11 protein-coding genes are annotated in these 13,114 nt (G+C 67.6%); 4 read left to right on the forward strand and 7 right to left on the reverse strand.

Going from position 1 to position 13,114, the window contains the following annotated elements; all coding sequences use genetic code 11:
- Nucleotides 1–66: 66 nt before the first annotated feature.
- From BMX32_RS13535 to BMX32_RS18670, 3 genes are all read right to left on the reverse strand, one after another.
- Nucleotides 67–1,098 carry an acetate/propionate family kinase gene (locus BMX32_RS13535; RefSeq protein ID WP_211664219.1) on the reverse strand — a complete coding sequence of 344 codons (1,032 nt, stop codon included), beginning with the start codon at nucleotides 1,096–1,098 and terminating at the stop codon, nucleotides 67–69.
- On the reverse strand, nucleotides 1,095–3,461 hold the full coding sequence (locus BMX32_RS13540; protein ID WP_089979520.1) for a phosphoketolase family protein: 2,367 nt from the start codon (nucleotides 3,459–3,461) through the stop codon (nucleotides 1,095–1,097). The genes BMX32_RS13535 and BMX32_RS13540 overlap by 4 nt, the downstream gene beginning before the upstream one ends.
- An 86-nt stretch (nucleotides 3,462–3,547) precedes the next feature.
- Nucleotides 3,548–4,336, reverse strand: a complete 789-nt coding sequence (locus BMX32_RS18670; protein WP_170843656.1) for a restriction endonuclease — start codon at nucleotides 4,334–4,336, stop codon at nucleotides 3,548–3,550.
- 216 nt (nucleotides 4,337–4,552) lie between these two features.
- On the opposite strand from BMX32_RS18670, the gene BMX32_RS18675 reads away from it, so the two are divergent.
- Nucleotides 4,553–5,080 carry a hypothetical protein gene (locus BMX32_RS18675; protein WP_170843657.1) on the forward strand — a complete coding sequence of 176 codons (528 nt, stop codon included), beginning with the start codon at nucleotides 4,553–4,555 and terminating at the stop codon, nucleotides 5,078–5,080.
- A 52-nt stretch (nucleotides 5,081–5,132) separates the two neighbouring features.
- On the opposite strand, the gene BMX32_RS13550 is transcribed toward BMX32_RS18675, so the two are convergent.
- On the reverse strand, nucleotides 5,133–6,173 hold the full coding sequence (locus BMX32_RS13550) for an HDOD domain-containing protein (RefSeq protein ID WP_089979523.1): 1,041 nt from the start codon (nucleotides 6,171–6,173) through the stop codon (nucleotides 5,133–5,135).
- 232 nt (nucleotides 6,174–6,405) lie between these two features.
- On the opposite strand from BMX32_RS13550, the gene BMX32_RS13555 reads away from it, so the two are divergent.
- Nucleotides 6,406–7,272, forward strand: a complete 867-nt coding sequence (locus tag BMX32_RS13555; protein ID WP_211664220.1) for a pseudouridine synthase — start codon at nucleotides 6,406–6,408, stop codon at nucleotides 7,270–7,272.
- Between the two features lie 153 nt (nucleotides 7,273–7,425).
- Nucleotides 7,426–8,823, forward strand: coding sequence for an MFS transporter (locus BMX32_RS13560; RefSeq protein WP_089979527.1), 1,398 nt, complete (start codon nucleotides 7,426–7,428; stop codon nucleotides 8,821–8,823).
- 85 nt (nucleotides 8,824–8,908) lie between these two features.
- On the opposite strand, the gene aat is transcribed toward BMX32_RS13560, so the two are convergent.
- Genes aat through trxB form a run of 3 tightly spaced genes read right to left on the reverse strand, consistent with a single transcriptional unit; the run spans nucleotide 8,909 to nucleotide 11,752 of the window.
- Nucleotides 8,909–9,589, reverse strand: a complete 681-nt coding sequence (gene aat / locus BMX32_RS13565) for a leucyl/phenylalanyl-tRNA--protein transferase (protein ID WP_343123857.1) — start codon at nucleotides 9,587–9,589, stop codon at nucleotides 8,909–8,911.
- 29 nt (nucleotides 9,590–9,618) lie between these two features.
- Nucleotides 9,619–10,752, reverse strand: a complete 1,134-nt coding sequence (locus tag BMX32_RS13570; protein WP_089979530.1) for a GNAT family N-acetyltransferase — start codon at nucleotides 10,750–10,752, stop codon at nucleotides 9,619–9,621.
- Nucleotides 10,753–10,789: 37 nt separating this feature from the next.
- A complete protein-coding gene (trxB, locus tag BMX32_RS13575; protein WP_029214077.1) occupies nucleotides 10,790–11,752 on the reverse strand; it encodes a thioredoxin-disulfide reductase in 963 nt (320 codons plus the stop codon).
- Nucleotides 11,753–11,978: 226 nt separating this feature from the next.
- On the opposite strand from trxB, the gene BMX32_RS13580 reads away from it, so the two are divergent.
- The gene (locus BMX32_RS13580; protein ID WP_029214078.1) at nucleotides 11,979–13,043 is read left to right on the forward strand and encodes an alanine dehydrogenase; all 1,065 of its coding nucleotides are present in this window, start codon (nucleotides 11,979–11,981) and stop codon (nucleotides 13,041–13,043) included.
- The last annotated feature ends 71 nt before the right edge of the window (nucleotides 13,044–13,114 follow it).

The raw sequence follows: 13,114 nt of genomic DNA on the forward strand, positions 1-13,114 counted from the left end.
CAGCAGGCTGGCTCCCACCAGAGCATGAGCCTTACCGCTCTGGTGGGAGCCAGCCCGCTGGCGAACCTACGAAGCGAGGCGCCACGTGTGCCTCGCGATCTGTTCGTCTTCTTCCGTCGCCATCACGCGCACGTCGAAGTCGCCGAACCATTGCAGGCCGGCCAGGATCGCATCGCGCGTCGCCGCGTCGTTCTCGCCAATGCCCCCGGTGAATAGCAGCAGGTCGATGCCACCGAGTGACGCCACCATGGCGGCGACATGTTTCCGCGCGACGTGCACGAACACCTCGCGCGCGAGCGCCGCGGATGCCTCGTTCGATTCGCGCAATCCGCGCATGTCGCTGGTGCCGCCCGACAGGCCCTTGAGTCCCGACTCGCGGTCCATCAGCACCTCGAGTCGCGCCGCGTCGTAGCCCTTTTCCCGCATGAGATAGAGCAGCACGCCCGGATCCAGGTCGCCCGGCCGCGTGCCCATCACGATGCCGCCGGTGGGCGTCAGGCCCATCGTCGTGTCGACCGAGTGGCCGTCGCGCACCGCGCAGAGGCTCGCGCCGTTGCCCAGATGCGCGATCACCACGCGCGACGGGATCGTCGCGCCGAGCTGCCGCACGATCGACTCGTACGACAATCCATGAAACCCATAGCGCTCGATGCCGCCGTCGCGCAGGTCGGCGGGCAAGGGCAGGGTGCGAGCGACGGCAGGCATCGTCGCGTGAAACGCGGTGTCGAAGCACGCCACCTGAGGCACGCCGGGGAACGCCGCACGCGCACGTTCCACCATCGCGACCGCCACGGGCACATGTAAGGGCGCGAACGCCTTCGCCTCCTCGAGGTGCACCATCAGCGCATCGTCGATCAACGCGTGCGCACGCACCTTCGGGCCGCCGTGCACCAGACGATGGCCGACGGCATCGGGCGTCGGCAGGCCATGGTCGACAAGCGCCCGGACCACGGTCGCCACCGGATCGGCGTCGCCATCGTGCGACTCCGTCTGCGCGGCCAGCAGTTCCTCCGTCTCGTCGCCATCGACGCGGTAGAGCCCGTACTTCAGCGACGACGAGCCGGCGTTCAGCGCAAGCACATGCCCCGTGCGACTCACGTGGCGTCCTCGGCCTTCCATTGCCAGTCGCGCACATCGGGCAGATCCTGGCCGTGCTCGCTGACGTACAGCTTGTGTCGCTCGATGTCGGACCAGTAGCGCTGCGACGCCTTCGCCCGTTCGCCTTCCAGTCGCGGGATGCGGTTGATCGCGTCGAGCGCGAGCTGGAAGCGATCCATGTTGTTCAGCACCATCATGTCGAGCGCCGTCGTGGTCGTACCTTCTTCCTTGTAGCCGCGCACGTGGAAGTTATCGTGGTTATGCCGCCGGTAGGTCAGCTTGTGCACGATGCCCGGATAGCCGTGGAACGCGAAGATCACCGGGCGATCCTTCGTGAACAGGTCGTCGAACTGGTCGTCGTCCATGCCGTGGGGATGCTCGTCCGGCGTTTCCAGCGACATCAGGTCCACCACGTTGACCACGCGGATGCGGATGTCCGGCACGTACTCGCGCAGCAGCATCACCGCGGCCAGCACCTCCACCGTCGGCGCATCGCCGGCGCATGCCATCACCACGTCGGGGTCGTCGCCCCCGCGACCGGCCCATTCCCAGATGCCGGCGCCGGCCGTGCAATGACGCACGGCGCTTTCCATGTCGAGCCACTGCCAGTCGGGTTGCTTGCCGGCGACGATCACGTTGACGTAGTGGCGACTGCGCAGGCAATGGTCCGCGACCGACAGCAGGCAGTTCGCGTCGGGCGGCAGGTAGATGCGCACGATTTCCGATTTCTTGTTCGCCACGTGGTCGATGAAGCCCGGATCCTGGTGCGAGAAACCGTTGTGGTCCTGGTGCCACACGTGCGAACTGAGCAGGTAGTTCAGCGACGCGATCGGCGGACGCCACGACATCTTGCGCGTCACCTTCAGCCACTTCGCATGCTGGTTGAACATCGAGTCGATGATGTGGATGAAGGCCTCGTAACACGAGAAGAAGCCGTGGCGACCGGTGAGCAGGTAGCCTTCGAGCCAGCCCTGGCACTGATGCTCGCTGAGTACCTCCATCACACGTCCCGCGGGCGAGAGGTTCTCGTCCACCGCTTCGGTATCGGCCAGCCACGTCTTGCCGCTCGCCTCGTAGACGGCCTCCAGGCGGTTCGACGCCGTCTCGTCGGGGCCGAACAGGCGGAAGGTTTCCATGTTCTGGCGCATCACTTCGCGAAGGAAGCGCCCGAGCACACGCGTCGCCTCCGCCTTGTGGTCGCCGGGTACCTTCACGTCTTCGGCGAACGTGCGGAAGTGCGGCATGTGCAGCGGTTTCAGCAACAGGCCCCCGTTCGCATGCGGATTCATGCCCATGCGCCGGCGGCCGGTCGGCGCCAGCGAGGCGAACTCCTCGCGGAAGCGACCATGCTCGTCGAAGAGCTCTTCCGGTTCGTAGCTCTTCATCCAGTCTTCGAGGATCGCGACGTGCTCGTCGTTCTCGAACTTCGCGATGGGAACCTGATGCGCGCGCCAGGTGCCTTCGACGGGCTTGCCGTCCACGACCTTCGGGCCGGTCCAGCCCTTGGGGCTGCGAAACACGATCATCGGCCAGCGCGGGCGCGTCGCGGCGTCGGCGTCGCCACCGCGTGCCTTGTCCTGGATGCGGCGGATCTCGTCGAGGCAGCGGTCGAGCGCCGCGGCGAACGCCTGGTGCATCGGATCGAATTCGTGGCCTTCGACGAAGTGCGGCTCGTAGCCGTAGCCGCGCATGAGGTCGCGCAATTCGTCCGGTTCGATGCGCGCGAGCACGGTGGGGTTGGCGATCTTGAAGCCATTGAGGTGCAGGATCGGCAGCACCGCGCCATCGCGCGCGGGGTTGAGGAATTTGTTCGAGTGCCAGCTCGTCGCCAGCGCGCCGGTTTCGGCTTCGCCGTCGCCCACGATGCACGCGACGACCAGTTCCGGGTTGTCGAACGCGGCACCGAAGGCATGCGACAGCGAATAACCGAGTTCGCCGCCTTCGTGGATCGAGCCCGGCGTTTCCGGCGCCACATGGCTGGGGATGCCGTAAGGCCACGAGAATTGCCGGAACAGCTCGCGCATGCCGGCGGCGCTGCGATCGATGTGCGGATACACCTCGGTGTAGGAGCCTTCGAGGTAGGTATGCGCCACGAGACCGGGCCCGCCGTGGCCGGGGCCGATCACGTAGATCATGTCGAGGTCGCGCTCGACGATCGCACGGTTCAGGTGCGTGTAGATGAAATTGAGGCCCGTGGTCGTGCCCCAGTGCCCGAGGAGACGATGCTTGATGTGATCCTTGCTCAGCGGCTCGTCGAGTAACGGATTGTCGCGCAGATAGATCTGGCCGACGGAAAGGTAGTTCGCGGCACGCCAGTACGCGTGCATGCGACGCAGCAGATCGGGTGCGAGCGTCTCGGTCATCGGGGTTTCCAGGCGACGGGGTCGCCCACCAGCCTATGGCCGCGCGGATTCGGCTGGCGTGAAAGAACGCCCCGCCGATTGGCCGCTCATTCCGCCGAGCCGATCTCGCGCGTATTGCGTTCCATCACCTTGATGGCGTCGTCGGCCTGGCGATGCGCCTCGCGCCGCGCGGCTTCGGAGCGCATGTCCTGCGCGCGCGCACGCTCGGCCAGTTCGCGCGAGAGCGACTCGGACGGGTCCACTGCGGGACGCCGCGGCGGCGGCAAGGGCGCGGCCGCCGGGGAAGCGGCGGGAGCGGCCACCGGGGCCGGCGCCGGCGCGGCCTCGACGGTCACGGGCGGGGCAGGCGGCTTGCGTGGCGCCATCGCCCGCCACACGAACACGCCGAGCAGGCACACCACCAGTGCGCCCACGATAGCGGGAACCAGCCAGGGCCTGTCGCGGCGTGCGGCGGCGCGGGGCACCGTCGTGCGTCGCACCGTGTCGGCGGCCAGTGGTGCCTGCGGCACGCGACCGCTCGGGTCGGGCAGCTTCAGCATCACCCGCAGCGTGTCGCCGTCCACCAGCTGAAGGCGTGGCTGGCGGCGTTGCGCCGTGCGCGCCTCGGGTGTGAACGTGCCGCGCGTCAGGAGTACGCCGCCCGACACGCCCTCGTTGAGCATCGTCGCAAGCAGTTCGTTGACCTCGTCGACGCCGACCTGCTTCGCATCCCACTGCCGGCATTGCACGATGGTGACCTCGTCGCCACGGCGCATCCGCAGGTCGAGACTGGTACCGAGGGCTTTCAGGGAGCGCGGTCGCGAATCGTATTCCACGCGCCAGCCCTGCTCGCGGTAATACTCGGCAAGCAGGTGCTCGAACGTATGCCAGCTCATGCGCGCGAGAGCGTCCGTAGCGGCGGGCGATGCGTGGCGCTCAAGATCCATGGGTCGGCGGACGTAGAGACGGGAACGAACCGGCGATGATAACCGGATGTTGACGCAGTGCGCAGAACCGGCAAACGACGAGGATTCACGTACGTGAAAATCTTGCCGGTTATGTGCCTCGCCGGTACATTGGCAGGTTGTGTTGGGAATTTCAGGGGAAATCGGGTGTTGAAGCAAGTGCTCGCCGCGTCCGCGGTACTGGTGCTGTCCGCGTGCGGCGGAAAGACGATGATCGAAAGCGACATGAGCCACCTCGTGTCGGCCAGCCCGGCGTCGCCGTGGCTCACCGTGGAGAATCCTGGCGTCGCGGTGCTGACCGTGACGGGACTCGAACAGAAGCAGAAAGTGCAGGTGGCGCCGGACGTCGCCACGGCCGTGGAAGCGCGCCTGCGCACCATGCTGCAGCCGAAGTACTTCACCGATCTGATCGTCAACTGCCGTGGTCTGCAGGTGGCGGTGGGAGCGAAGACCGAGGCCGAACCGCCGTCGCTCGACATCGACATGAGCGTCGGCTGCCGGATCGTGGCGCGCGGGCTGGTGTCGACCCGATCGTATCGGCTGCACCGGTCGCAGGCGATCGACCCGGCCGCAGCGCACCTCGACACCGCGGTGCCGGCACTGATCGACGGCGCGTCGACCGAACTGGCCGACCGCATATGGACCGGCGTACTGGCGACCGGCGCGAAGCGCTGATCGTTCGATCGGGTGGGAGCCGGCAGGCTGGCTTCCACCGAAAAGGAATCGCTCAGGCTTCCGCCACCACGACCCGGTGCAGGTCGTTGCGGGACGCCACCAGCCGCTCCTGGCTGAAGCCGAGTCCGGGATGTGCCAGCACCATCGCATCGGGTTCGGCGGCACCGCGCTCCACGAGCACGTCGAGCATGGCCACGCGACTGGCGGCGAGCAGCGCGCGGCCTAGCGGCGTGCGTGCACCGGCATCCGCCGGGTCGGCGCGCTCGGCCAGCGCCTGCACCACGCGCGACGGGAAGCTCCAGTGCCGCGCCGCATGCAGCGACAGGCGCTCGATCTGTTGGCCTAGCGCCGCCACGAACGGACGGCTATACGCCAGCGCCGCCGCATCGGACTCGCGCGCCACTTCACGCAGGATGGCCTGCGCACCGGTCTGGCTCGCGATGCCCGCGAGGAACGCCTCGAACGGATCGCACACACCACGACTGAGGAAGGCGCACGCACGCGCACAGCGCTCGGCGTGCTCCCAGAGGCGCTCGCCGGCATGGCGTCCCAGGTCGCCATCGTTCGTACGCAGGATCGGGCGCATCACCATCTGCATCACCACGCGGCGCAAGCCGTCGTGACCCATGATCGCGATCGCCTGCGGCAGGCCGGAGACCGGCCGCGCGGTGCGGAAGTAAGCGCTGTTCGCGACACGGATCACTTCGCCCATCAGCACGGTGTCGCGCGAGATCTGTTCGGCCAGCGCGCGATTGTCGGCATCGTCGTTGCGCAGGGAACGCATCAGCTGAGGCACGACGGCGGGAAGACGGGGCAGGGTGCTCACGTCGAAGCGTTCGCTGCCGAAGGCGTCGCGCACGCGGCGCAGGGTGTTCTGCTCGGCGGGCGTCAGCCCCGGATCGCGCGACGGTCCGATTCCGAAGACGAGGCGGTAGAAGCGATCCTCGATATCGTCCCCGGTCAGCGCTCCGGCCGGCACCAGCGCGGGGTTCGGAACGAATGGCACGGCGTCGGGCAGGGAAAGCCCGTCCGGCCGATTCGCGGCAGGCGCCCGCGCGCTTCCGAACCACTTCCTGAAGAACCGGCCGATCACGTGTGGCTCCCGCGTGCGCTTGGATGGGGACGATGGCCTTCAGTATATGTCGCGGGGACGGGCAAGACGATTGGCGAGTTATGCGCTCAGCGGCGAGCCTTTCCGTGGGAGCGGCCTTGGCCGCGATGGGTGCTTGCCGCGAGCACCCATCGCGGCCAAGGCCGCTCCCACATGAGCAAGGCCTGGCGGCTATTGCGACTCCTGCACGTGCGGGGTCGCTAAGATGCCTGCCATGCCCGACCATCTGCCCATCAGCCGCATCGTCCTGCCGCCCGGCGGGTGGGCCACCGTGCTCGATTTTCTCTGCGAACGTTTTCCCGCGATCGATCGCGAGACGTGGATCGACCGCATGGCGCGCGGCACGGTCACGGCCGATGGCGTCGCGGTCACGCGCACCGCGCCGTACCGTCCGGGCACGGCGGTCGCCTATCGTCGCGAGGTGGACGCCGAGCCGCGCATCCCGTTCGAGGAAGCCATCGTCCACATCGACGACGACATCGTCGTGGCCGACAAACCGCATTTTCTTCCGGTGATGCCGGCGGGACGGCATGTGGAGGAGACGCTCTCGGTGCGCCTGATCCGTCGGCTGGACAATCCGGATCTCGTCGCGCTGCACCGCCTCGATCGCGGCACCGCCGGTCTGGTGGTGTTCTCCGCGCGGCCGTCCAGTCGGGATGCCTATACACGGTTGTTCCGCGAACGTGCGATCGCCAAGGTTTACGAGGCCGTCGCGGCGCCGATGCCTGGACGAGCGTTTCCGTTCGTGCACGAATCGCGGCTCGAGCGCGGCGAACCGTTCTTCCGCATGCGCGAGGTGCCGGGCGAGCCGAATGCGCGCACGCGCGTCGACGTGATCGCGCGTGGCGACGAGCGATGGCTCTACCGGCTGTCACCTGAGACCGGTCGCAAGCACCAGCTGCGCGTGCACATGGCGGCACTCGGCAGCCCGATCGCTGGCGATCCGGCGTATCCCGAGGTGCGCGACGAGCGCGCCGATTTCGCGGAACCGCTTCAGCTGCTGGCCCGCGAGCTCCGCTTCGTCGATCCGATCACCGGCGAACAGCGCGTCTTCCGCAGCACGCGCGAGCTGACGTACTGATGCAACCCGACCTGCCTTTGGGCGAAGGGGTGCTCGCCGCAAGTATCCATCGCCAGCAGGCTGGCTCCCACCCGACGGTGGATCGGCCGTCGCGGGCTTCCCACATCACGGCTGCGGGCGCAAACTAGGCGCTCCCCCGTCGCCCGCTTCCGGATGAATTCCGCACCAGGCTTCCGCACCGTCGCCCTGATCATCGCGAGCGCGATGTTCATGGAGCAACTCGACGGCACCATCCTGGCGACCGCGTTGCCGTCGATGGCCCAGTCGTTCGACGTCTCGCCGCTGCACATGAGCGTGGCGCTCACGTCGTACATGCTGAGCCTCGCGGTGTTCATTCCCGCGAGCGGAGCGATCGCCGATCGCTACGGATCGCGCAACGTCTTCCGGGCGGCCATCGCGTTGTTCACGCTCGGCTCCATCCTCTGTGGCGTCTCGGGGAACCTGCCGTTGCTGGTGGCGTCGCGCCTGCTGCAAGGCATCGGCGGCGCGATGATGGTGCCGGTGGGGCGGCTCGTGCTGCTGCGATCCGTGCCTAAATCCGAGCTCGTCTCGGCGATGTCGTGGCTGCTCGTGCCCGCGCTGATCGGTCCGGTGGTCGGCCCGCCGCTGGGCGGTTTCATCGTGACGTGGGCCTCGTGGCGCTGGATCTTCTACATTAACGTGCCCATCGGCATCGCCGGCATGTGGCTCGCCACGAAGTACATCCCCGACGTGCGCCTGCCCGACAAGGTGCGCTTCGATCACCTTGGCTTCGTGCTGTCCGGCGTCTCGCTGTCGTGCCTCGTGTTCGGTCTCGAGATGGTCAGCCACGGTGGGGCGTCCGTGAACGGATCGACGGCGCTGATTCTCGGCGGTCTCGCCGTCGGTGCGCTGTACATCCGGCACGCGCGTCGCACGGAGCACCCGATCCTCGACCTCTCGCTGATGCGCTTCACCACGTTCCGCCTCTCGGTGATCGCCGGCTCGCTCACGCGCATCACGGCGGGTTCCGTGCCGTTTCTCCTGCCGCTGATGATGCAGCTGGGCTTCGGTCTCTCCGCGGCGCACAGCGGCGTGATCACGTTCGTTTCCGCGCTGGGCGCGATGCTGATGAAGGCGACGGCGGCGCCGGTGCTGCGCCGCTGGGGTTTCCGCGCCACGCTGGTATGGAATGGCGTGCTGTCGATGGTCTGCGTGGCGCTGTGCGCGGCGTTCCGTCCCGACTGGCCCTTGTGGACGATCTACATCGTGCTGCTGGCCTCGGGCTTCTTCCAGTCGCTGCAGTTCAGCGCGTACAACACGGTGGCCTACGCGGACGTACCGAGCGAGCGATTCTCGAGCGCGACCAGCTTCTACACGACGTTCCAGCAATTGATGCTCTCGCTGGGCATCTGCGTGGCGGCCGCCGCGCTCCATGTGTCGGTCGCGTGGAACGGGCACGCGAGTGCGCAGCTGCCGGACTTCAGCGCGGCGTTCATCGTGGTGACGGTGATTTCGCTGCTGGCCGCGCCGGTGAGCGCGCGGCTGCCGCGCAACGCGGGGGCGGAAATGAGCGGGCACCGCGCGCGGTAGGACGTTCCTGGTGGGAGCCAGCCTGCTGGCGAAGGGTGCTCGCGGCAAGCACCCATCGCCAGCAGGCTGGCTCTCACCGGAAGCGCTACAGCGGCAGCGCCAGCGGCTGGCTCACCCACGATCCCGTGACGCCCGGCATCGCCGCCAGACGTCGCGCCTGCGCGATGAAGTCGCGCCGTGGTACTTCCACCGCGCCCATGCTCAGCAGGTGACTGTTCGTCACCTGCGCATCCAGCACCGGAAAGCCCCATTCGTGCAGCAGCCGGCACAACGCGGCGAGCGCGACCTTCGAGCCGCCGGAGCGCGCGCTGAACATCGACTCGCCGCAGAACAGCCGGCCGACGGCCACGCCATAGATGCCGCCCACCAGCGTGCCGCGATCCCACACTTCGACGCTGTGCGCATGGCCGCGCCGGTGCAGTTCCTCGTACGCGGCGATCATGTCGTCGCCGATCCAGGTGCCGGGCTGGCCATCGCGCGGGGCGGCGCAGGCGAGCATCACGCGGCGGAACGACGTGTCCGCCGTCACGCGCCAGTGGCTCTTTCGAAGCTGTTTCCGCAGCGACCGGCTCACGTGCACGCCATCGGTGCGGAAGACGCAGCGCGGATCCGGCGACCACCAGAGGATCGGCTCGTCGGCGTTGAACCAGGGGAACACGCCTTGCCCGTACGCGGCGAGCAATCGCTCGGGCGACAGGTCGCCGCCCCAGGCGAGCAGGCCGTTCGGATCCTCCAGCGCGGTTTCCGGGTCGGGGAACAGGCTCATCCGCGACCGGTGAAGTTGCGGCAGCTGGATCATCGGTCGGCGTACGGCGAGTGGGTGAGCAGCTCTTCGCGATAGGCCTCGCGATGCCGCGCTTCGTGCGCGAGCGCGTCGGCGACCGCGCGACGGAAACCGTCATGGGCGATGTAATGACGGGAGTGCGTCAACGTGGGCAGGAAACCGCGCGCGAGCTTGTGTTCGCCCTGCGCGCCGGGCTCGAAGCGCGCCAGTCCCTCGCGGATCGCATAGTCGATGCCGCGGTAATAGCACAGTTCGAAATGCAGACCCGACACGTCCACGCTCGCACCCCAGTATCGTCCGAATAACGCATCGCCGCCGCGCATGAACAGCGCCATGGCGACGATGTCGTGGGCATCGCGCGCCAGCGCGATCTGGACATTCGAGCCGAGCGAGCGGCCGAGGTATTGGAAGAACCTCGCCGTGAGCGCGGCATGGTTTCCTTTCATGTCGAACGTCAGCTCGTACAGCGCGTGGATCTGTCGCCACTCGGAGTCGGAGAGTTCGTCGCCGCCGCGCATCTCGAGGGTGAGGCCCGACGCATGCGCGTGCGCGCGCTCCTGGCGGATGTTCCTGCGCTTCTTCGACGTCAGCGCGCCAAGGAACGCGTCGAAGTCCGCATAGCCACGGTTATGCCAGTGGAACTGGTAATCGGATCGTGCAAGCCAGCGGTCGTCGAAGGCGTCGAGATCGGCGTCGGTGAGGAAGTTGGCGTGGATGGACGACAGGCCGAGGCGATCGGCTTCGTCGACGAGCGCCGAGGTCAGGCGATTGCGGATCACCTCGGCCACGGGGCTTTCCGGCACCAGCAGGCGCGGCCCGGTCACGGGGGAGTAGGGCGACGCGACCAGCAGCTTGGGGTAGTAATCCCCGCCGGCCCGCTCCCATGCCGACGCCCATGCCCAGTCGAATACGAACTCGCCATGCGAGTTGCCTTTCAGATAGGTGGGCGCCGCGGCGACGAGCCTGCCGTGCTCGAACAGGCCGAGGTGATGCGGCTTCCAGCCGTAATCCTCGCGCAGGCAGCCCTTCGCTTCCATGCCGCTGAGAAACGCGTGCGACACGAACGGATTGCCGTCGGGGACAAGGGCGTCCCAGTCGGCGGCTGGAATGCCGCCGAGGCTATCGAGGAAGTGGATGCCGTCCATGCGGCGGACGCCCCGCGCGCGAGCGCGGGGCGAGCCTTCAGGCCAGCATGTGCTGCTGGTCGAGCCAGCGCTCGGCGTCGAGCGCGGCCATGCAGCCGAAGCCGGCCGACGTGATCGCCTGGCGGTAGACGTGGTCGGCGACGTCGCCGGCCGCGAACACGCCCGGCACCGACGTGGCGGTCGCCATGCCGTTCAGGCCCGACTGGATCTGGATGTAGCCGTCCTTCATCTCGAGCTGGCCTTCGAAGATGCCGGTGGCCGGGGTGTGACCGATGGCCACGAAGAAGCCCTGCACCTCGATGTCGCGCTTGGCGCCGGTGTTGATGTCCTTCACGCGAACGCCGTTCACGCCGGCGTCGTCGCCCAGCACCTCGTCGACCTGGCTGTTCCAGATCAGCTCGATCTTGCCGGCCGCGGCCTTCTCGAAAATCTTGTCCTGCTGGATCTTCTCGGCGCGCAGCTTGTCGCGGCGGTGCACGAGATAGACCTTGCGGGCGATGTTCGAGAGGTAGAGCGCCTCTTCGACGGCCGTGTTGCCGCCACCGACCACCACCACGTCCTGGTCGCGGAAGAAGAAGCCGTCGCAGGTGGCGCAGGCGGAAACGCCCCGGCCCTTGAACTTCTCTTCGGACGCGATGCCCAGGTACTTGGCCGTGGCGCCGGTCGTGATGATCATGGCATCGGCCGTGTACTCGCCGCTGTCGCCCTTGAGGCGGAACGGGCGGGTGGACAGGTCGACGCTATGGATGTGGTCGAAGACCATCTCGGTTTCGAAGCGCTCGGCGTGTTCCGCCATGCGGCGCATCAGGTCGGGACCCTGAACACCCTTCTCGTCGCCCGGCCAGTTGTCCACCTCGGTGGTGGTCATGAGCTGGCCACCCTGCTGGAGGCCGGTGACCATCGTCGGCTTCAGGTTGGCGCGCGCGGCGTACACCGCGGCCGTGTAGCCGGCGGGGCCGGATCCGAGGATCAGGAGGCGGCTGTGCTTGGGGGTGCTCATGTATAATCCTTGGGTTTACTAAAGCGTGTTTCAGTCGTACCGCTCGCCTCTTGCGGCAGGATGCTAAGGCCGTATCGAGGTCCGCGAGGACGTCGTCGACCCGGAAGAATGGGGAAGACGAGGGTGCGATTCAAGACGCCCGGCTCTACGACGGTGGCTGTCCCGTCCCCACGGGGTGGTTTTTGTTCTGTCCGATTCTATCGACTCATTCAGGATCCTCCATAAGATGCGCATCGGTATTCCCTCCGAAACCAAGACCCTCGAAGGCCGCGTGGCCCTGATTCCGGCCGCTGCCGCCGATCTGGTCCGCCGCGGGCACGAGGTCTTCATCCAGGCCGGTGCCGGCGCCAAGAGCGGCTACGCCGACGCCGACTACGCCATGCTGGGCGTCACCGTCGTGCCCGATGCCGCCGCCGTCTATGAGAAGGGCGAGCTGATCGTGAAGGTCAAGGAGCCGATCGAGGGCGACCTGAAGCTCCTGAAGAAGCACCACCTGCTGTTCTGCTACCTGCACCTGGCCGCCGAGCCGGCGCTGACGAAGAGCCTGCTCGACATCGGCCTCACCGGCATCGCGTTCGAGTCGGTGGACGAGAACGGCGTGCTGCCGCTGCTGCTGCCGATGTCCGTCATCGCCGGTCGCATCGCCACCCAGATCGGCACCACGCTCCTGCACCAGCCCAACGGCGGCAAGGGCAAGCTGCTGGGCGGCATGGCTTCCACGCCGCGCGGCAAGGTCGTCGTGCTCGGCGCCGGCGCCGCCGGCGGCAATGCCGCCGCGCTCGCCGCCTCGGCCGGTGCCAACGTGGTCGTGTTCGACAAGCGCCCGGACCGCATGGCCGAGATGATGGCCCTAGGCCCGAACGTCACGGCCCTCTACGCCTACGAGTCGTCGGTGGCCGAAGAAGTCCGCAACGCCGACATCGTGGTCGGTGCCGTGCTGATCCCCAGCGCCAAGGCGCCGCGCGTCGTCACCGAAGACATGGTCAAGACCATGGAGAAGGGCTCGGTGCTCGTCGACATCTCGATCGACCAGGGCGGCTGCTTCGAGACCTCGCGTCCCACCACCTGGAAGGAGCCGACGTACGACGTGCACGGCGTGACGCACTTCTGCGTCACGAACATGCCGGGCGCCGTGCCGCAGACGTCGTCCACCGCGATCTCGGCCGCCATCCTGCCGTACGTGCAGCGCCTGGCCGCCGGCAACGAATGGCGCGACTACGCGCCGCTCGCCACGGGCATCAACATCGAGGGTGGCAAGGTCGTGCACCCGGCCCTTCAGGCCATGGCATGATGCCGGCAACCGGGACCGAGGTCGTCAGTTAGTGGCGCGAAGCGCGAAAGTCGTAAAGAAGCAGGCGAAGG

The sequence above is a fragment of the Luteibacter sp. UNCMF331Sha3.1 genome (assembly GCF_900109915.1).
Taxonomy (GTDB): domain Bacteria; phylum Pseudomonadota; class Gammaproteobacteria; order Xanthomonadales; family Rhodanobacteraceae; genus Luteibacter.